The organism is Neisseria zalophi, from assembly GCF_008807015.1.
Classification (GTDB): domain Bacteria; phylum Pseudomonadota; class Gammaproteobacteria; order Burkholderiales; family Neisseriaceae; genus Neisseria; species Neisseria zalophi.
Genome location: NZ_CP031700.1, coordinates 570,667 through 590,760, shown reverse-complemented (window position 1 = coordinate 590,760; position 20,094 = coordinate 570,667). Strand labels below are relative to the sequence as shown.

At 43.8% G+C, this 20,094-nt stretch carries 17 protein-coding genes; 4 read left to right on the top strand and 13 right to left on the bottom strand.

Annotated elements, in window-relative coordinates:
- Positions 1-54: 54 nt before the first annotated feature.
- Entirely contained in the window at positions 55-510 is a 456-nt protein-coding gene (gene accB, locus D0T92_RS02665; protein ID WP_151049976.1) for an acetyl-CoA carboxylase biotin carboxyl carrier protein, read from the bottom strand.
- Positions 511-1,022: 512 nt separating this feature from the next.
- Between accB and D0T92_RS02660 the strand changes: the two genes are divergently transcribed.
- From D0T92_RS02660 to D0T92_RS02645, 4 genes are all read left to right on the top strand, one after another.
- Positions 1,023-2,291 (top strand): tetratricopeptide repeat protein, encoded by a 1,269-nt coding sequence (locus D0T92_RS02660; RefSeq protein WP_151049974.1) that lies wholly within the window; start codon positions 1,023-1,025, stop codon positions 2,289-2,291.
- A 134-nt stretch (positions 2,292-2,425) separates the two neighbouring features.
- Positions 2,426-3,043 (top strand): ZapG family protein, encoded by a 618-nt coding sequence (locus tag D0T92_RS02655; RefSeq protein ID WP_151049972.1) that lies wholly within the window; start codon positions 2,426-2,428, stop codon positions 3,041-3,043.
- A gap of 180 nt (positions 3,044-3,223) precedes the next feature.
- Positions 3,224-3,571, top strand: coding sequence for a helix-turn-helix domain-containing protein (locus D0T92_RS02650; RefSeq protein ID WP_151049971.1), 348 nt, complete (start codon positions 3,224-3,226; stop codon positions 3,569-3,571).
- Entirely contained in the window at positions 3,511-4,371 is an 861-nt protein-coding gene (locus D0T92_RS02645) for an IS3 family transposase (RefSeq protein ID WP_151049968.1), read from the top strand. Before D0T92_RS02650 ends, D0T92_RS02645 begins: the two co-directional genes overlap by 61 nt.
- Positions 4,372-4,453: 82 nt before the next feature.
- Here the strand turns inward: D0T92_RS02645 and D0T92_RS02640 are convergent, their stop codons facing one another.
- The 12 genes from D0T92_RS02640 to ppk2 form a co-directional block, all read right to left on the bottom strand.
- On the bottom strand, positions 4,454-5,257 hold the full coding sequence (locus tag D0T92_RS02640; protein WP_151049966.1) for a M48 family metallopeptidase: 804 nt from the start codon (positions 5,255-5,257) through the stop codon (positions 4,454-4,456).
- Positions 5,258-5,338: 81 nt separating this feature from the next.
- The gene (locus D0T92_RS02635; protein WP_151049964.1) at positions 5,339-6,040 is read right to left on the bottom strand and encodes an SIMPL domain-containing protein; all 702 of its coding nucleotides are present in this window, start codon (positions 6,038-6,040) and stop codon (positions 5,339-5,341) included.
- Between the two features lie 179 nt (positions 6,041-6,219).
- Positions 6,220-6,861: an orotate phosphoribosyltransferase gene (pyrE, locus tag D0T92_RS02630; protein WP_151049962.1), complete on the bottom strand. Its 642-nt coding sequence runs from the start codon at positions 6,859-6,861 to the stop codon at positions 6,220-6,222.
- Between the two features lie 327 nt (positions 6,862-7,188).
- Positions 7,189-7,500: a 30S ribosomal protein S10 gene (gene rpsJ / locus D0T92_RS02625; RefSeq protein ID WP_002642322.1), complete on the bottom strand. Its 312-nt coding sequence runs from the start codon at positions 7,498-7,500 to the stop codon at positions 7,189-7,191.
- A gap of 18 nt (positions 7,501-7,518) precedes the next feature.
- Entirely contained in the window at positions 7,519-8,703 is a 1,185-nt protein-coding gene (gene tuf / locus D0T92_RS02620) for an elongation factor Tu (RefSeq protein ID WP_151049960.1), read from the bottom strand.
- Positions 8,704-8,784: 81 nt separating this feature from the next.
- Positions 8,785-10,890 (bottom strand): elongation factor G, encoded by a 2,106-nt coding sequence (gene fusA, locus D0T92_RS02615; protein WP_151049957.1) that lies wholly within the window; start codon positions 10,888-10,890, stop codon positions 8,785-8,787.
- An 18-nt stretch (positions 10,891-10,908) separates the two neighbouring features.
- Entirely contained in the window at positions 10,909-11,379 is a 471-nt protein-coding gene (rpsG, locus tag D0T92_RS02610) for a 30S ribosomal protein S7 (protein WP_151049955.1), read from the bottom strand.
- 117 nt (positions 11,380-11,496) lie between these two features.
- Positions 11,497-11,868 (bottom strand): 30S ribosomal protein S12, encoded by a 372-nt coding sequence (gene rpsL / locus D0T92_RS02605; protein WP_002242163.1) that lies wholly within the window; start codon positions 11,866-11,868, stop codon positions 11,497-11,499.
- 227 nt (positions 11,869-12,095) lie between these two features.
- Positions 12,096-13,205 carry a trimeric porin PorB gene (gene porB, locus D0T92_RS02600; protein WP_151049953.1) on the bottom strand — a complete coding sequence of 370 codons (1,110 nt, stop codon included), beginning with the start codon at positions 13,203-13,205 and terminating at the stop codon, positions 12,096-12,098.
- 612 nt (positions 13,206-13,817) lie between these two features.
- A complete protein-coding gene (locus D0T92_RS02595; RefSeq protein WP_151049951.1) occupies positions 13,818-15,209 on the bottom strand; it encodes a DEAD/DEAH box helicase in 1,392 nt (463 codons plus the stop codon).
- A 397-nt stretch (positions 15,210-15,606) separates the two neighbouring features.
- Positions 15,607-18,840, bottom strand: a complete 3,234-nt coding sequence (gene recC, locus D0T92_RS02590) for an exodeoxyribonuclease V subunit gamma (protein WP_151049949.1) — start codon at positions 18,838-18,840, stop codon at positions 15,607-15,609.
- Positions 18,841-19,091: 251 nt separating this feature from the next.
- On the bottom strand, positions 19,092-20,033 hold the full coding sequence (ppk2, locus tag D0T92_RS02585; RefSeq protein ID WP_151049947.1) for a polyphosphate kinase 2: 942 nt from the start codon (positions 20,031-20,033) through the stop codon (positions 19,092-19,094).
- Between the last annotated feature and the right edge of the window lie 61 nt (positions 20,034-20,094).

Here is a 20,094-nt window from a genome sequence, read left to right as displayed (position 1 = left end):
TGAATGCCAATATTCAAACGGCCAAAGCCTTACCGACAGGCCGTCTGAAACAGGTTATTCGATGATAAACAAGGGTTCGCCGTATTCGACGGGTTGGCCGTTCTCAACCAAAATTTCTTTGACCACACCTGATTTTTCAGCCTCAATTTCATTCATCAGCTTCATGGCCTCAATAATACACAATGTTTCGCCCACCTGAACGGATTGGCCGACTTCCACAAACGGAGGAGAACTCGGGCTGGGTGCGCGATAGAATGTACCAACCATAGGTGATTTTTGCGCATTGGAAAGATCACGTGATGTAGGTGCTTCAGCAGTTGCCGCAACGGGTGCCGCAGCCGGAGCGGGGGCAGCATGCTGCAACTGCATAGGCTGCGTTGTATAAATAGCTTGTTGCTGAACGGTCGCACGCGTAATACGCACTTTCTCCTCGCCTTCGGTAACTTCTATTTCGGCGATACCAGAGTCTTCAACCAAATCAATCAGTTTTTTTAGTTTGCGTAAGTCCATTAGGGTTCCTTTTGCTTATTTTAAAGCTATACCGCAACACTGTTTTTTTACTATGAAAATAACGTGCCCAGCTGTTGGAAATGAGACGCCTTTACAAGCGGTAACAAAAAAAGATATTTGGCTATTTTCACCAAGTTGCTGTTAAATGTCCAGTAAAATATCAGAAAAAGGCAGCTTTAGCAGCTAAACGCCGATAATAGCATAAATCTTTTTACATCTGAAAAGCTTGTAAATATTATAAGTATTTACTCTAATGCCGTCTGAAAAATATCGCGGAGTGTTCGACAAAACCGTACTCAAACTATCTTTCATTTTGGCTTAATTAATTTATATAAACCTGCAATAAAGCATTTTTACCACCACATAGCCCGAATTGTTCACTATCGTGAAATTTATTTGCCATCACCATCAAGCAAGATTTATTCTATGCCTATAGAATTTTATATGGCTTGGCTTATATATCAAGTTTTAAATAATCAAACAGGCCGTCTGAAATAGGAAACCCTCTTAATATGAAAAAACGTCTCTCACTATCACAACAAAAAATCCAGCAACAACTTGATCAAATTTCTGATGCATTCCACCATTACATGGCTATTAATCAGTATCAACAGGCATTATCCGAAGCACTAAAAGCACATAAACTGATTCCCCGCGCCGTTGCCCCACTTAGTGATGCCGCTACAGCAGCCGTAAAAGGTGGATTATGGCAAGAAGGAATTTCCTATGCTAAAAAAGCCTTGCAACGCAACCCTAACCATATCAATTCACTCGATGTCCTTGCCCATGCCTACGGTGGACTACATGACTGGGAAAATTGCCGTCTGTACGGACGGCAAGCATTGGAAAACCGGAGTCATAATATAAAAGACCGTCCACCCCAACCTGAGATCATCCCCAATCCAACCGGTAAGAAAATAATTTCGTTCTCTTTATTTGGCAATCATGCCGGATACATTGAACCGGCCGTTATCAATACCGAATTAGCCGGTACCATCTATCCGGGTTGGGTATGCCGTTTTTATGTTGACGGTAGCGTTCCGGAACAAGCCCTACAACGTTTACGGCAACACGGTGCTGAAATTGTGCGCGTTTCACCGCAACAGGAGCCATGGCCGGGCACTATGTGGCGTTTTTTAGCTATTAACGATCCCGAAGCAGAACGGGTCATTTTCCGTGATGCCGACTCTGTTATTTCCCAGCGCGAAGCACATGCCGTTGAAGCTTGGGTAAACAGCGGTAAACGTTTCCACACCATGCGCGATGCCGGCACACATACCGAATTAATTCTAGCCGGACTATGGGGCGCAATAGCCGGTAGCGTACCCGATATAGAAGCAAAAATAATAGCTTATTTAAACAAGCCGGTTGAATCAAGACATTTTGCCGACCAATTTTTCCTACGCGAAAACGTATGGCCTTATGCTCGCCAAAGCCTATACGCACATGATCGTATTTTTGGTTTTTGTGATGCCCACCCTTTCCCTGATACAGAACCGTTTGATTATGATCATTATCATGTGGGATGTAATGAAGGCAATGTCGGCTTTCAAGCCAATCCGAATCTACCCGAAGGAAGCCGTGTTATCTGGCGTTTATTCAGCCGTATTTCCCCTTTATTAAACCCAGATTATTCTATCAATCTATTATCTGAAGAACGTTTGATCTGTACTTATGAAACCACTGTACAAAACGGTATCGTCAGCGGCGTACTACCTCGTCGTTATTCCATCGGTTTTTCAGACGGCCTTTCCAAAATTACGGTGGCAGCCATTACCTAATTCAGTTAAATCAAATGTAAGCTATATTGAAATTAGGAACTATATCCTATGAAATTTTCAGCTTATTACCTGTTTCATTGGTTTTTCAGCCATATCATTGGTAAGATAGTACTTGATTTAATGAAAGGAAAAATATGAATACAACTTTACCTTGGGCTGCCCAACTTGCTATTGCCGCACTTATCGGCCTTGTGATCGGCCTCTTACTGATGTGGCTTGGATTACGCGGAAAAAACGGCAAGAGTAAAAAAGAACATGAAGCTTTAAAACAAGAATTCGGGCAGTACCGGCAAAAAGTAGACGAACATTTTATTGAAACAGCAGCCGCAGTAGATGAGCTCAATAAAAGCTATCAGAAAGTTGTCCGTCATTTAAGCGATGGTGCACATACTTTAATGGATAAAAAAACGTTACAACAGCAACTTGCGCTAAGAGGTGATACATCCGTCACCGTAGCCTATCTAGCCGCATCTACAGCTACTGACAACATAAAAGAACCTACTCTTCCCCTTGATCATCCTATCGATACCACTCTCTCGCCTGATGAACAACAAAATCATCCCATTGCCTCAGAAGCTGAGTTAGCGGTAGCAACTAATGAATACTCGTTAGAAAGTAGTGACAGTCCTATAAATTATCCCGAAACTCAAGAAATCATAACCCACAACAGTATGGATACAACCGATGCCATCGAACCCAAAAATGTTGAGTCAGAGCCAACTGAATCAACAATAGAGCCTCCCAAAATATAAAAACTTTTTAAGCCTTCTATCTGCTACTATTTGAATTTTATATACCTAGAAAGCATTTCAAATAGTGGTTATGGAAGATAAGTAAAAATTGATGTATTTAAAATAACAAGGCCGTCTGAAACATTGAACTGCACCCCAAAAGTTGGACACTTCTCCAATCCATTAAGGTGCAGTTTTCTTATGAGCAAATATACATTAGACTTTAAATACCAAGCCGTACAATATTATCAGCGCGTACGCAGCCAACAGCGTACTGCCGATCACTTTAATATTTCCCGTACCCATTTACGCCGTTGGATAGCCGCATACAACCAAGGCGGCATCCGCGCACTTGAGCATCCGCAGGCCATTATGATCATCAAACGCAAAAACCCCTTTATCGTCGATAAACCCGACCACGAAAAAACACAGGCGGAACTAATCGAAGAGTTGCGCTATATGCGGGCGGAGAACGACTATCTAAAGGAATTAAAAGCCCTCAGGCAGAAAGAAGCGGTCGCCAAAAAAGCGAAGCCGTCCAAGCACTGAGGGCAAAACATCCGCTTAAATACCTGCTGCACAGTGCTGCACTGCCCAAAAGCAGCTTTTATTACCACCACGGCCGTCCCGACCCGGACGAACAGGACAAAGCCGCCGTTGCCGAAGTTTATGCCCGACATCAAGGGCGTTACGGATACAGGCGGATTGCCGCCACTTTGTCATGGAATAAGAAAAAGGTTGCCCGTTTGATGAAACTGTTGCAATTGAAAGCCAAAGTGCGTCCGAAAAAAGCCTACCGCCATCCGGCAATGGGAGAACCGTCGGATAATATTCTGAACCGCCGCTTTGAGGCGCAAAAACCTAATGAGAAATGGCTGACTGATGCCACCGAATTCAAGTGCAGCAATGGTAAACTGTATCTGTCACCGATATTGGATGTATTTAACCGCGAAATCGTCGCTTATGCGATGAGCCGCCGCCCGAACAGCGAGATGGTGGAAAGAATGCTGAATGATGCGGTCTGTAAGCTGACAAAGGCAGATAAAGTGCTGCTGCATTCCGATCAAGGTGTGCTGTACCGTACGGAAGCCTACCGCCGCACGTTGGCGGAACACGGCATAGTGAAGAGTATGTCGCGTAAAGGCAATTGTTGGGACAATGCACCGATGGAAAGCTTCTTTGCGATACTGAAGACGGAATGCTTTTATCAAGAAGGCAAACTTTCGACAACAGAGCTGATGCAGACAATAGATGACTATATACGGTACTACAATCATGACAGATGTAGTTTGAAATTGAAAAAGCTGAGTCCTGTGGCATACAGAACCCAGCTCGAAAAGGCAGCCTGAAAAGGCTTTTATGTTTGTCCAAGATTTGGGGGGCAGATCAACATTTCAGACGGCCTTGTTATTTTTCTAAAACACCTATTATTTAACGCCTCTTGTTACGCTCATAAATCGGCATCACTTCCGGTAACATATTGCGGATTGCCTGCATTCGTGCATTATTAGTCGGGTGAGACGAAGTAATCGCATTTAAAGTATTGTTGTTATCGTTTATACGATTCATTTTTTCCCAAACACTAATTGCTGCCTGCGGGTTATAACCTGCCTGAGCCATCAAGCGTACACCACCAGCGTCTGCTTCACGTTCCTGACTGCGAGAAAAAGGCATATTCACACCATACTGGCTGAGTAAATTAGAAGATAACCCGATAGCATCTTGACTAACCCCTGTTTGCGAAGCTACCAATGAACCACCAACACCCACTGCCAAATTGGTCAACACCTGCTGCCCAATGGCTTTTTTACTATGCTCAAGTAAAGCATGGGTCATTTCATGGCCAACAATAGCAGCAATTTCATCATCAGTTAGCTTCAAACGCTCTACAATTCCGGTATAGACCGCCATTTTCCCACCAGGCATAGCCCAAGCATTCATTTCATCCGAACGAATAACGCTCATTTGCCATTTGAACGGCACACCTGTCTGATTCGCACGTTCTGCATGAGGTTTTAATCGGTTAAATATAGCATGAACTCTACGAGATGTTCTGGATGTCGTATCTAATGCCCGTTTACTGCGCGCTTCCTGCATTACTTGGTTATAACTTTTAGCAGCATCTTCATTTAATGTAGCACTATCATAACCTACCATCTCGGCTACAGATGTACATCCGGCCAACGCTAACGCTGCGGAGCAAACAAGGCTGCTAAGATATAAATTCGGTTTCATACAATCACTCCTAAGGTTGACCGTTATAGTTTTCAGACGGCCTAGTAAAAAGGTTATCTGAAAAATTAATTATTATAAAAATTACATCTGAATTGTACCATGTACAGTAATGCTGACTTCTTCTGTACCCGGTACATTTTGTGCCGGCACCGCCGGTGAAGCCATTGCACCTTCCGGTGCAGCACGCATCATAGCCGCACTGCTATTCACTGTACGATGACCAATCCGCCCAAAATCAAGATGAACAATCTTATAATTCCTAAATCCCATTTCTTTGGTTAAAGCAGCCGCTCTATCTTTAAAACGACGCAATGCAGATTTACTTACCTCGTCAACAGCATCTTGACGGTTTTGCTTAGACACACTGAAAACCAAACTTTCTAAATGTGCATCTTGTTGCGTATCCGCTATCAATTGATTTATCGCATCGAAGTTTTGGCTTTCTACCTGCAATAAAGCCTCTTCCTCCCATCCGGTCTGAGTACGATTACCTTTATCAGAAAACTCATAACGTGGTGAGGCACTACGGTTTATCAACTTTGTCTTAAAAGAATTTCCCATTGCTTTACGGGTAACACTATCCAGTTTTTTAATAAAATTAGCACTCACTACTTCACGACTAACTCCCTCTTCATGCACGCGTAATTGTGCAGAAGCGGTATCACGAACTACTTCAATGCCTGCAGTCTCTGAAAACTCAACAACATTATAATTAAGTGTTTCTGCATAAGCAGGTAAGCATGTAGTGAATAATAAAGTCACAAAGGCAATCCGTTTGAACATATTTTTTCTCTTTAATTTTGGCAGGTCAGGCATTAATAGTACTAATTTAACAGAAATTGGTAATATTTTCCGATAAGTTATGCGAAACCTTTTTCTACTTCAGTTCTTAAATAACTTAATCATCATTATTTTTCATTAACTTAGCGTAAATTTATCAATAAAAATAAATTTTCCGCAAACTATACTACACCATAACGATCTCGGTAAGCACGTACAGGTTCCAAATAGTCACTAAATTCCGTATTATTTTTCAAAAGCGTAAATAAATCATTTAGATTAGCGATGGCGACAACAGGTAATCCATACTGTTTTTCAACTTCCTGGACTGCTGATAAATCACCCGTTCCTTTTTCCATACGATCTAATGCAATTGCGACGGCAGCAGGCTCCGCACCCTCGGCTTGAATCAATTTAACAGACTCTCGCACCGAAGTACCTGCAGAAATCACATCATCAATAATCAATACACGGCCTTTAAGCGGTGCACCAACTAATACACCACCTTCACCATGATCTTTCGCCTCTTTACGATTATAAGCAAAAGGCACATTTACCCCTTGTTCCGACAACATCATCGCTGTTGCTGCCGCCAAAATAATACCTTTATAAGCAGGGCCGAACAACATATCAAACTCAATTTTGCTCGCAAGAATAGCTTGCGCATAAAACTTTGCCAGCGCCAAAGTTGAAGCACCATCATTAAACAAGCCCGCATTAAAAAAATAAGGAGACTGACGACCTGCTTTAGTCGTAAACTCACCGAACTTCAATACACTTTGTGCCAATGCAAATTGTAAAAAATCTTGGCGAAAATCAGACATAACTGATCCTTATATACTTAATAAATAGTTTTGAGATTGTAACACAACGTTTAAACCTCTATTAAAAACACATATCTAATCTAACGACTACAAATACTCAAAATAAAATTGAATCCATCTTAAATATATGCCATATAACTATTATTTTCAAAAAAACTCTTCTTGGACAAAATAGCTATTTAAAACAATCATGAATAACTATCTAACTTTTACAATAATTAAGCATATTAAACACATAAGTTAAAATAAATTTTAAGGTAAAGCATAAACCAAAAACCTCAAGCTATTTAATTAATAGCTTGAGGTTTTATTAAGATTAAAGCTTCATTACTGAACTTTAATCTCTACATCTACACCGGCAGGTAAGTCGAGCTTCATCAAAGCATCTGTAGTTTTATCTGTCCAGTCAACAATATCCATTAAGCGCAAATGAGTACGAATCTCCAATTGCTCACGAGAAGTTTTATTCACATGAGGAGAGCGCAGGATATTAAAGCGTTCGATTTTAGTTGGCAAAGGAATCGGGCCTTTAACCACAGCACCAGTGCGTTTCGCCGTTTCAACAATTTCTTGAGCAGAACGATCGATCAAGCTGTAATCATAAGCTTTCAAACGGATACGGATTTTTTGGTTTGCCATTTATCTATATCCTTCCGATTAAGCAATGATAGAAGACACTACACCGGCACCTACGGTACGACCACCCTCGCGAATGGCAAAGCGTAAACCTTCTTCCATAGCAATCGGAGCAATCAGCTCTACTGAAATCGTTACATTCTCACCCGGCATTACCATTTCCACACCTTCTTCCAAAGATACCGCTCCAGTTACGTCGGTCGTACGGAAATAGAATTGAGGACGATAGTTCGCAAAGAACGGAGTATGACGACCACCCTCTTCTTTACTCAACACATATACTTCAGCTTTGAACTTAGTATGCGGCGTAATAGAACCAGGTTTAGCCAATACTTGACCACGTTCAACGTCTTCACGTTTAGTACCACGCAGCAACACACCTACGTTATCACCAGCCTGACCTTGATCCAACAGCTTGCGGAACATCTCAACACCGGTACAAGTGGTTTTTTGAGTCTCTTTCAGACCTACAATCTCAATCTCGTCACCAACATTGATAATACCACGCTCAACACGGCCTGTTACGACAGTACCACGACCTGAAATAGAGAATACATCCTCAATCGGCAACAAGAACGGTTTGTCAACAGCACGCTCAGGTGTCGGAATGTAGCTATCCAAAGCTGCTGCCAATTCATAAATTTTTTCTTTGTAACCAGCATCGCCTTCCAAAGCACGCAATGCAGAACCTTGAACGATCGGACAGTCATCACCAGGGAAATCATAGCTAGACAACAAGTCGCGGATTTCCATTTCAACCAATTCCAACAACTCTTCATCATCAACCATATCGCATTTGTTCATAAATACGATAATGTAAGGAACACCTACTTGGCGAGCCAACAAGATGTGTTCACGAGTTTGCGGCATAGGACCGTCTGCTGCAGAACATACCAAAATCGCACCATCCATTTGAGCAGCACCGGTAATCATGTTTTTCACATAGTCGGCGTGTCCCGGACAGTCTACGTGTGCATAGTGACGGGTTTCAGTTTCGTATTCTACGTGTGAAGTATTAATGGTAATACCACGGGCTTTTTCTTCCGGAGCATTATCAATTTGATCGTAACCTTTAGCCTGACCGCCAAATTTCTCAGACAAGATAGTGGTCAATGCAGCAGTCAATGTGGTTTTACCATGGTCAACGTGACCAATGGTGCCAACGTTTACGTGCGGTTTACTCCGCTCGAATTTTTCTTTAGCCATGAGCTAATTTCCTTATTAAAGAACGATTAAAGATCAGAATATAACCGTCTGAATTTTTTCAGACGGTTTTACTACAACAGATTAACCTTTACGGGCTTCTGTTACTTGTGCTGCAACGTGTGCAGGCGCTTCAGCATATTTTTTAAATTCCATAGAGTAAGTAGCGCGGCCTTGGGTGGCTGAACGCAGATCTGTTGAATAACCGAACATTTCTGCCAATGGTACTTCTGCACGGACTTTTTTACCGCCGATTCCATCATCATCCATACCTAGAACAATACCACGACGACGGTTTAAATCACCCATCACATCGCCCATATACTCTTCCGGTGTTTCAACTTCAACAGCCATAATCGGCTCAAGTAAAACAGGAGATGCTTTTTTCATACCCTCTTTAAATGCCATTGATGCAGCTAATTCAAAAGCAATTTGCGAAGAGTCGACATCATGGTAAGAACCAAAAGTCAAACGCACACGGACATCTACCACCGGATAACCGGCCACGATACCGTTGGTCAGTGTATCACGAATACCTTTATCGACAGAAGGAATAAATTCACGCGGAATCACACCACCTTTGATTTCATCGATAAACTCATAACCTGCACCACCTGGTTCCATAGGTTCCATTTTAATCACAACGTGACCATACTGACCTTTACCACCAGATTGCTTAACATGTTTAGCTTCAGATTCAACCTCTTTGCGAATCGTTTCACGATAAGCTACTTGAGGAGCACCTACGTTTGCATCTACACCAAATTCACGCTTCATACGGTCAACAATAATTTCCAAGTGCAGTTCACCCATACCGGAAATAATAGTTTGGCCTGATTCTTCATCAGTACGAACGCGGAAAGAAGGGTCTTCTTTTGCCAAACGATTCAAAGCGATACCCATTTTCTCTTGGTCAGCTTTGGTTTTAGGCTCTACGGCAACGTGAATAACCGGCTCAGGGAATTCCATGCGCTCTAAAACAATCGGCGCATCTTCAGCACATAAGGTTTCACCAGTAGTAACATCTTTCAAACCAATGGCAGCTGCGATATCGCCAGCACGTACTTCTTCAATTTCCGTACGGTCGGCAGCAGTCATTTGAACCAAACGACCGATACGCTCACGTGTGCCTTTTACAGAGTTAACAACGGTATCACCTGATTTCACCACGCCAGAATAAACACGAATAAATGTTAACTGACCAACATATTTATCATTAAGCATTTTGAATGCCAATGCTGAAAATTTAGCATCATCACTGGCTTCACGATTATCTGCTTCTTCATTGGCTGGATTCACACCCTGTACAGGTGGGATATCTGTAGGTGCAGGCAAAAACTCTACCACAGCATCCAACATACGTTGAACACCTTTGTTTTTAAAGGCAGAACCACAAAGCATTGGTTGAATTTCACCAGCCAAAGTACGTTGACGGATAGCAGAAATAATTTCTTCTTCAGTCAGCTCTTCTCCACCTAAATACTTGTCCATCAATTCTTCACTGGCTTCTGCTGCAGCTTCAACCATATTGTTACGCCATTCCTCAGCAGTCTCAACCAAATCGGCAGGAATATCGCCATATTCGAAAGTCGCACCTTTATCAGCTTCATTCCAAATAATAGCTTTCATTTTCAACAAATCGACTACGCCTTCGAACTTATCTTCCGCACCAACAGGAATAACAATCGGCACAGGATTAGCACGTAGACGGGTACGCATTTGCTCTACCACCCGGAAGAAGTTTGCACCCTGACGGTCCATTTTATTCACAAAAGCCAAACGAGGCACTTTGTATTTATTGGCTTGACGCCATACGGTTTCAGACTGAGGCTGCACACCGCCCACAGCACAATAAACCATTACAGCACCATCCAATACACGCATTGAACGCTCTACTTCAACGGTAAAGTCAACGTGCCCCGGAGTATCAATGATATTAAAACGATGCTCGGGGAATTGGCCGGCCATACCTTTCCAATAGGAAGTCACAGCCGCAGAGGTAATCGTAATACCACGCTCCTGCTCTTGTTCCATATAGTCTGTAGTAGCAGCACCATCATGTACCTCGCCTAATTTGTGAGTCAGGCCGGTATAAAACAAAATACGTTCTGTAGTAGTGGTTTTTCCCGCATCAATATGTGCGGAAATACCGATATTTCTATATAAGCTAATCGGGGTTTTGCGAGCCATTTTATTCGCCTTTCAAAATTAGAAACGGAAGTGAGAGAAGGCTTTGTTGGCTTCAGCCATACGGTGTACTTCTTCACGTTTTTTCATAGCACCGCCACGACCTTCAGCTGCATCAATCAACTCACCGGCCAAACGCAAATCCATAGATTTTTCACCACGTTTGCGCGCAGCGTCACGCACCCAACGCATAGCCAAAGCCAAGCGACGTGAAGGGCGAACCTCAACAGGAACTTGGTAGTTAGCACCACCTACACGGCGGCTTTTCACTTCAACAACGGGCTTAGCATTGGCGATAGCTTCATTGAACACTTCGATTGCTGCTTTACCGGTTTTTTTCTCAATCTGCTCCAATGCACCGTAAACAATGCGCTCAGCAACAGATTTTTTACCGTCAATCATCAATACATTCATAAATTTAGTCAACTCAACGCTACCGAATTTAGGATCCGGCAATATATCGCGCTTGGGGACTTCTCTACGTCTTGGCATTTTAATTCCTTACTTAGTCTATTCAGTTGGGGCAATCCCATGAATACCCATCAAGATATTCACTTACTCGGCTGCATTGCTAAAGGACACAACCGACGTGCCATAATGTTAATTAGATTATTTAGGGCGTTTCGCACCGTATTTAGAACGGGCTTGTTTACGATCTTTCACACCCGCAGTATCCAACGAACCGCGAACGGTATGATAACGCACACCCGGCAAGTCTTTTACACGACCACCGCGAATCAATACAACACTGTGCTCTTGCAAGTTATGGCCTTCACCACCGATATATGAAATGACTTCAAAACCATTGGTCAAACGCACTTTACATACTTTACGCAATGCTGAGTTTGGTTTTTTAGGGGTAGTAGTATAAACACGGGTACATACACCGCGTTTTTGCGGGCACGCTTCCAGTGCCGGCACTTTGTTAATGTACACCGGCTTTTGACGGCCTTTGCGTACTAATTGATTAATAGTTGGCATATTTTTCTCGTCCTGTTGAGTGAAATATTTGCAGACACCATGTCCGCAAGAGCGGAATTATAGTTTTAATGCAACCATTTAGTCAAGCATCAAGACAATTGACAAGATAATTTCACTTAAAAATGTTGTATAACTTCTCTTATTTTTAATCCAAACACAGCAAACAATAAAAAGAGTCCGCTTAACAAAGCGGACTCTTTATTTTTAAACTAATTTCTTAAGAGAAATTAGAATTTGTGACGCAGACCAACCAAACCGGCAGTGTTCTCAACTTTCATATCACCTTTACCAGCTCTCAACCAACCAGCAGAGATAACAGCAGAGGTACGTTTAGAGAAGTCATAATCTGCACCTAAAACTACTTGGTCATACTTAGTGTTTTTCAACTTATCACCACCGCTAACAGGTTTAGCTTCAAAACCATGAGCGTAAGAAATGCGAGGTGTTACGTTACCGAAACGGTATGCAGCAGTAGCGGCAACCTCAGTAGTTTTGAGTGCTTGACTAGCAGTAGGAGCAGGAGCATTAGGAGGGGTAACATTTTGCAGAGCACCATTAGATAATGCTTCCATATATGAACCCTCAGTGTCTACACCTTTAGCGTATTGAGCACCGATACCAGCAAACAGATTATTAGCATCATAGCCAACATCTAAGCGATGAATTTGACCATATTTGCCATCTGTTCCAGCATTGTTAGTATAAGCATTTTTCTTAAACCCAGTACCATACTGAGCAAAGAAACCTGCATTGTCATAATTCAAACCACCGTAGTAGGCTTCTCGAGATTTTTGAGCGTGCGTGTATTTATCAGCAGGGTTTGCATTATCACGCGGAACGTATTGTACGTTTGCGCTAAAACCACCAAATACCGGAGTATCGTAACGAGCAGAAACTTCACGACTACCATGACGAGTGAATACACCCAAGCCTAAAGCATTGTTGTTATATTCCCACGCATCCAATGTATCCATTTCTTTAATTTGAGTGCTGAGTTTACCGGCACGGAATTTACCGAAACCACCCTCAAGGCCGATGAATGAATCACGACCGGCCCATTCACCACCACCAGCAACGCTTACTGAGTTTTCAACTTGCCAAATCGCATTCAAATTAGAACCTAAGTGTTCATGGCCTTTAAAGCCGATGCGTGAATCCAAGTCAACAATTTCAGTTGCTGTTTTAGAGCTACCACTTACTTGAGCACCGGCAACTTTAGAACCTGTTTTAACTTTAGAAATTTCTACGCCCGCTTTGATTTGACCGTACAAAGTAACGTCAGCCATTGCTGCAACAGGCAAAGCAGCCAAAGACAAAGCAATCAGAGATTTTTTCATTGCTGTATTCCTTTTCTATCGTTTGAGAAAACAAACTTAAATGGACATGAAACCATCCAAGCTTTTGCATTCATCGCAAGATTAGCGATTTCATGTCTGCTAATATAATTGCTTCATTGCAAAAAAACAAACTTTATCGTGTTTCGCTTAGTTGATTTTAAAAAAAATATATACAACTCAACCTACATTTCTTATTTATTTTTATTATAATCAATAAGATAATATAATTCTCAGCACAATTGGCACATTTGCAACAAATTATTCATTTTGTTGGTTTTCAACAAACCAAAGTGAGACTCATCCCCACACAAATAAAAATGCCAATCGTATTAAACTATTTAATTACTATACCTAGCATCCCAATACTACAAGGGATATAGAGTAAGTTCTTTAATCTGTGTATGACAATAATGGTAGGCTATAAAAGCAAAATATGCCTTTCAATCTGCCTTTATAGATATTAATGATTTTTTTTGGGAGCTATATCATTCTATGATGCGCTATGATACCTACCCTAACTATAAGAAACAGGAGGTGAGTTTATCACCCCGTGTTCAAAGTAAAAATACAGACTTATTTCAAACTTAAATTATTCAGACGGCCCGAATAAAGTCATTGAGCTCCATAATCAGGTTGCAATAAAGCACAAGGCTGTCGTTCTCTTCTACTGCGACGTGAACGCCCCGCAATTTTGCCGCAAGCTGCACTAGGATCATTATTCCGATCAGATAAACGCGGCTGCTCATTACGATTGTTTTTCTTGTGCTCTTTATTGCGCACTTCTCGTTGTGTACCGCGCTTTTCAACCGAAGTACCTTTACCAACCTCCACAACACTGCTGCCATTTTGCCACCAAGTCGGTTCGAATCCTTCTATACGCTCGATATCTATAGTGCTGCCCGTAAGCGTTTTAATGGCTTCAAACATTTTTTGTTCGTATTGATCCATTAAAGAAATGGCCACACCATCGGCACCGGCACGCCCTGTCCGACCGATACGGTGAACATAGTCTTCCGGCTGCGTCGGCAGCTCGTAGTTAATCACAAAAGGTAATTCGGCAATATCCAAGCCGCGTGCGGCCACGTCGGTAGCCACCAACACGCGCAGACTGCCCTCTTTAAATGCGCTCAGGGTTTCTAAGCGGTTTTGTTGTGATTTATCGCCATGAATGGCTTGGGCGGCAATTTCTCTGCGCTTGAGATCACGGGTGACCTGATCGACGCTTTGTTTGGTTTTACAAAACACAATCACTTGGTTCATATCCAAATCCAGAATCAGGCGTTCGAGTAAATTGCGCTTACGCATGGTATCTACGGCAATCACATGTTGCTCGACATTGGCATTGGCCGTATTTTGCGCCGCAACCTCTATCAATTCGGGACTGCTCATAAAATCTTGAGCCAGCTTGCGGATAGGCGGGGAAAAGGTAGCGGAAAACAGTAGGGTTTGGCGTTGTTTGGGCAGCATCTGCATGATTTTGCGGATATCGTCGATAAAACCCATATCCAACATGCGGTCTGCTTCGTCAAGCACGACAATTTCAACTTTACTGAAATTCAGGTTTTTTTGTTTGACATGATCAAGCAGGCGACCGACGGTAGCAACCACAATTTCACTGCCGGCACGAAGATCAGCCGTTTGCTTATCCATATTAACTCCGCCGAACAGCACGGTATGGCGCAGCGGTAGGTTTTTAATATAGTTTTGTACGTTTTGATCAATCTGGTCGGCCAGCTCGCGGGTCGGGGTCAATACCAACATACGCACCGGATGCATGGCCGGAGACGTGCTGGGGGTCGCATAACGTTTTAACCGCTCAAGGCTCGGCAACATAAAAGCGGCAGTTTTGCCTGTGCCGGTTTGGGCGGCGGCCAAGAGATCATGGCCTGCCAAAGCTTTGGGGATGGCGGCGGCCTGAATGGGGGTAGGCGTTTCATAGCCTTGCTCGGTTAATGCGGCAATAATTTCACTGCCTAAACCGAGTGATGTAAAAGTTTGGGTCATGGTACGGTTTCCGTTTCAGACGGCCTGTAATCAACCGACGAAGCCGGCTATGATGTTCTGGCCTGTTTATCGGATATCAAATAAGGGGTTTTAATCAGGCCGTCTGAATAGTTATAGGGTTAGGTAAATAAATTAAGGCGGTACGGACAACTGCCGACCGATATCACAGAATCACGCTGTTTCAACGACTATTGCTCTGCTGTTTTTGCATATTGCAACAAACACTTGGGGTTAAATGGAAACGGATTCTGCCGTATAAAATGAGTGAAACGCTTTATTGCATCAATATACCGGTTTCAGTATGTTTATTATGCCACAAAATCCACCACTCTTTCAGACGGCCTATCCTGTTGCCAGTCTATTTTACCCGATATGAATCAAGATACCGTTTAACTTCCTATTCGCTCTCTTCCTCTTCAGGCTTCTGCATGGCGGCATTCAATAAAGGAACAAGCAGTTCTTGAATCATATTCCAGAATAAAGGCGACTCAATCGGCGGCGTTTCACTATTGCCGAACACCAGCGCCACTTCGGTATAGTCTTTCTGCCCTTTGCTGACTTTATTACCGTAATAAGCATTGGAAGCCGTACTCATTGCTTGGGTTTCATCCTCGCCATTGTGCATTTTTTTAGCCACCTCTAATGATGTTCGAGCAAAAAACGGTAACGGCCGACTTTGCCCGACGGCATAAAACGCCAGCCATTTTTGCAATAATGCCTGTGCTTCGGATTGTGGAATTTCGGCAAAAGTTTCCGGTTCGTTAGGCAATAACAGATGGGTTTGATAGGTTTCGGTTTCAGACGGCCTCACGGCACAAAATATCAGGTGCTCCAATAATATGGCCAGCCGACGGGGCGAATTAGGCGGTTGTTCGAGAAAATAAATCTGCCCGTGTTGATAAAGATGATTAAGGCTGCCTTCAAGCATATAAGGCGTATCGAAAAGCGTATAGGCTATGGTCGGCAGTTTAGGGCTGGATACTAGGGTACTGTCGAGTGTTTTTGCGGCCGTCTGAAAATACGTTTGCCATAGCGAACCGAGTACGCCTGTAGGCATTAAGCTTTGTGCCTGCAAACGCTCGGCGGTCTGTTCGAAACTTTCGTTATGACGGCGGGCGGCAGTATATTCGGCAATAATACGTTCGGTTTGATGCGGCTCAAACGGTTCGGCGGCATCCCATGCCTGATCGCGGTATGGTTCCTGCCAGCTTAAGGTATTTTGCAACCAATAACGTACGGGGTTTTGCCAAAAGCGGATAAAGTCATAATGCCGGATGGCGTTTTCTGCGGCCACTCCATCAGATAACGGCTCACTAAAAAATTCAGTGGCCTCTTCTGCCGGCATATTTAAAGCGCCTGCATAATCCTGCCGTGTACCGAATAGGCCGTCTGAACGTGATTTAGGCGTGAAATAACGGGGTGAAAAGGCTTGCAAGGGATGTTGAACAACCCAGTTTTGATGCAATTCGGCTGTGGTTTTTCCGGTCATCGCTGCGAGGGTATCCATTAACTCATTGAGTAATGCCGAAGGTGCCAACTCTTGATCATTGCGGATATCGCGGCCGACATACGACAAATAAAGAATTTCGCGCGCACTCATCACGGCTTCTAAAAATAGATAACGGTCGTCGTCGCGGCGGGCGCGGTCGCCTTTTTGCGGGTATTGGGCGATTAAGTCGAAAGCGGCGGCTTTGGTATTACGTGGAAAATCACCGTCATTCAGCCCCAGCAGGCAAATCATTTTAAATGGCAAGCTGCGCATCGGCACCATGCTGCAAAAGGTAATACCGCCGCGTAAGAAACCGGCCTGACTTTCACTATCGAGAAAACGGCTGATATGACGAATAACGGACGGCTGCGATAAAACCGCCTCAAATCCGGCCAATTCGGCTTCTTCCTGCCAGCGAGCCAATGCCTGACTCAACTGTTGCCATGCGTGTTGGTCTTCGCTATCCGGCTCGGTTAATGCGGTCATTAAGGTGCGGATACGCTCTACCCATTCAGGAATACTAACGGGCTTGCGCCATATACGGGCAGTTTCTGCAAGGGTGCGAACCAATGCGGCAAAACGGCTGTAAACTTCCGTTTGCCCCGGATTACCGTGCCATGCGCTGATTTTGTGCCATAAGGCATGCATACTTTCGGGCAGCATCCAACCGAGCGCAAGACGCTCCAAACCCTGCTGCCAAGTAAACAGATTATTACTGCCGCGCATATTTTCATCCAAACCCCAATGGATACTGAGTTTGGCAATAGTGTCGTGCAATAGCGGCAAATCATCGCGGTTTAAACCGAAGCGGCGGCGCACCAATTCGTTTTCCAACAATGGCAACAATAAATCCACTTCGAAACGGCTTTCCAGCAATACCAACACTTGCGCCAAGGCCTGAAACAGGGGCTGGCGGCGGCTGATTTTGACATCGGATACCGAATACGGCAATGCCTGCGAACCTGCCTGCGCCTGCCCGAATACGGCTTCGATAAACGGGCTGTACGGTTCGATATGGGGTGTGAGTACGGCAATATCGTGCGGCTGCCAATCGGGATGTTCGGCCAATACGGTGAGCAGGCGGTCTTTTAAAATTTGTAATTCGCGCAAAGGACTGTGCGCAGAAACGACCGTTATCGAACCGTCATTTAAATCCGGCTGCGTTAGGTGATGTGGGTTTTCAGACGGCATATTCAAAGTTTGAATATCGTATTGCAAGCGGTGCAATAAAGTTTGAGGGTCCGTCTGAAAAGGTTCTTCTTCAAAAACCTGAATCTCATGTTTGGGTACATCGACTAAGGCATCGAAAAAATCCCGCCCCTGTTTGCCCAATGAAGCCAAAAGCGGGTGGCCTGTCTGACTCAGGTCGATATCGTCTTCCTGCTGTAAAACTTGGGCGGCTTCAATCACATTGCCCCAATATTCGCTACTGGGATTCAGGGCGAAAATGTGTACATCGCAATGCTCCGCCAATGCCTGCAACAATTCCAGATAAACCGGTGCCATCGTGGCAATACCAAACACACAATAACGTTCGGGCAGTTTGTTTTTATCTAACGCCCCTAAGAGTTGCCGCCATAAAGCAACACGGTGCGGAGTGGATTGTTTGCCGTCGTCCAAATACCGCCACAACAGCGCCTGCCAGTGTTCATCTTCCCCTAAGCCAACCGTTTTCCCCTGCTGCCAAGCATCTATCCACTGCGGGCGGTAAACCAAATATTGGTCGAAAATATCCGCCAGCTGACCGGCCATCTGATAATCTGCCGTCGCCCCGCTATATAAATAGCTTTGCAAGGCTTCGCGCACGGGGGCATATTCGGAGGCCGTCTGAAAATCCGAACTTTGAAACAGCGACAATAAACGCCAGCGTATCACTTCGGGATCGAACGGACTGAGCATAGGCACATCGGCAATCATGTCACGCATCAATTGCCATGTCAGCCGACCGGGCAAATTGAAATTCAGATTGGCGGCAATGCCGGTTTCTTTCGCCAAATAGCTGTTCAAATAACGCCGCATACCTTGGCTTTGCACAATAATTTCTTCTGCTGCAAACGGATTGGCAGGCGGTTGGAGCTGATGGAGACGGGCGAATAATGCAGCCAGATCTTCAAGTCGGTTCGACTGATAGAGGTAAAGCATATCGGCAGAAAATAGGAAATAATGAATAACGGGATTATATAGCACGGTCGAACAAAAGAGGCGGGATTATCAATGTTTACCCTTTTCTTATATTGCCTTACCGACAATTTTTGTTTTTTCAAACAGCCTCACAAAAAGACCATGCCCACCTTGATGCCCCTTAGATATACATTTAATTAGGCAAAATAAAACAAGGCCGTCTGAAACCTTTCAGACGGCCTTATTATCACGCCAAGATAACTATTACCCGATTAATCGGCAATCACATCGAAATTATTATCGGAGAACTTAGTATTAGGCACTTTTACAATCAACGGATCTGTTTCACCAATCGCTTTCACATCTTTATTCGGATAGTCAAGACGGTGTAGGAAAGCACGGATACAGTTCAAACGGGCCCGTTTTTTATCATCCGATTTAATAATCGTCCATGGCGCATCGCCGGTATGGGTATGGAAGAACATTGCATTTTTTGCATCTGTGTAATCATCCCAACGGTCAAGCGATTGGATATCGACAGGAGACAGTTTCCAATGTTTCAGCGGATCGTCACGACGGGAAATAAAGCGGCGCAACTGCTCTTCACGGCTGACAGAGAACCAGAATTTAAACAAATGGATACCGCTGGCTACCAACATACGTTCAAATTCAGGTGTTTGACGCATAAACAATAAATATTCGTGTGGTTCACAGAATCCCATCACACGCTCTACACCGGCACGGTTATACCAAGAACGGTCGAAAAAAACCATCTCGCCGGCAGTCGGCAAATTTTGAATATAACGTTGGAAATACCATTGGCCACGTTCGGTTTCGGTCGGTTTCTCCAAAGCGACCACACGGGCACCACGGGGATTCAGGTGTTCCATATAACGCTTGATAGTACCACCCTTACCTGCCGCATCACGCCCTTCAAAAATACTCACAATACGCTGGCCTGACTCTTTCACCCAGCTTTGAACTTTTAACAGCTCAATTTGCAATTTTTTCTTTTCTTTTTCATAAATACTGCGGCTCATGCGAGTACGGTAGGGATAGCTTTCCGGCAAGGGTGCCGAGCCTGAGTCTTCACCACTGGCACGGCCTTTGTGCTCAAGAACCGCTTTTTCAAAAACTTTCAACTCTTCTTTTTTATCACCCAGCGATACCGGCTCAAAAGGTTGTAATTGCTGTTCGGCAGATTGGTCTGTCATATATTCGCTCCTTATTGCAGTCAAGTGTTTCAAAACTCATTAAGTATTATGCCTGTTATTC

What these genes read in the sequence shown, in the direction of transcription:
- D0T92_RS02640 (WP_151049966.1), bottom strand. Translation starts at nt 5,257, where the DNA reads ATGAAACCGAATTTATATCTTAGCAGCCTTGTTTGCTCCGCAGCGTTA.
- D0T92_RS02655 (WP_151049972.1), top strand. Translation starts at nt 2,426, where the DNA reads ATGAATACAACTTTACCTTGGGCTGCCCAACTTGCTATTGCCGCACTT.
- tuf (WP_151049960.1), bottom strand. Translation starts at nt 8,703, where the DNA reads ATGGCTAAAGAAAAATTCGAGCGGAGTAAACCGCACGTAAACGTTGGC.
- D0T92_RS02595 (WP_151049951.1), bottom strand. Translation starts at nt 15,209, where the DNA reads ATGACCCAAACTTTTACATCACTCGGTTTAGGCAGTGAAATTATTGCC.
- D0T92_RS02635 (WP_151049964.1), bottom strand. Translation starts at nt 6,040, where the DNA reads ATGTTCAAACGGATTGCCTTTGTGACTTTATTATTCACTACATGCTTA.
- rpsG (WP_151049955.1), bottom strand. Translation starts at nt 11,379, where the DNA reads ATGCCAAGACGTAGAGAAGTCCCCAAGCGCGATATATTGCCGGATCCT.
- D0T92_RS02660 (WP_151049974.1), top strand. Translation starts at nt 1,023, where the DNA reads ATGAAAAAACGTCTCTCACTATCACAACAAAAAATCCAGCAACAACTT.
- fusA (WP_151049957.1), bottom strand. Translation starts at nt 10,890, where the DNA reads ATGGCTCGCAAAACCCCGATTAGCTTATATAGAAATATCGGTATTTCC.
- D0T92_RS02650 (WP_151049971.1), top strand. Translation starts at nt 3,224, where the DNA reads ATGAGCAAATATACATTAGACTTTAAATACCAAGCCGTACAATATTAT.
- rpsJ (WP_002642322.1), bottom strand. Translation starts at nt 7,500, where the DNA reads ATGGCAAACCAAAAAATCCGTATCCGTTTGAAAGCTTATGATTACAGC.
- recC (WP_151049949.1), bottom strand. Translation starts at nt 18,840, where the DNA reads ATGCTTTACCTCTATCAGTCGAACCGACTTGAAGATCTGGCTGCATTA.
- ppk2 (WP_151049947.1), bottom strand. Translation starts at nt 20,033, where the DNA reads ATGACAGACCAATCTGCCGAACAGCAATTACAACCTTTTGAGCCGGTA.
- rpsL (WP_002242163.1), bottom strand. Translation starts at nt 11,868, where the DNA reads ATGCCAACTATTAATCAATTAGTACGCAAAGGCCGTCAAAAGCCGGTG.
- accB (WP_151049976.1), bottom strand. Translation starts at nt 510, where the DNA reads ATGGACTTACGCAAACTAAAAAAACTGATTGATTTGGTTGAAGACTCT.
- porB (WP_151049953.1), bottom strand. Translation starts at nt 13,205, where the DNA reads ATGAAAAAATCTCTGATTGCTTTGTCTTTGGCTGCTTTGCCTGTTGCA.
- pyrE (WP_151049962.1), bottom strand. Translation starts at nt 6,861, where the DNA reads ATGTCTGATTTTCGCCAAGATTTTTTACAATTTGCATTGGCACAAAGT.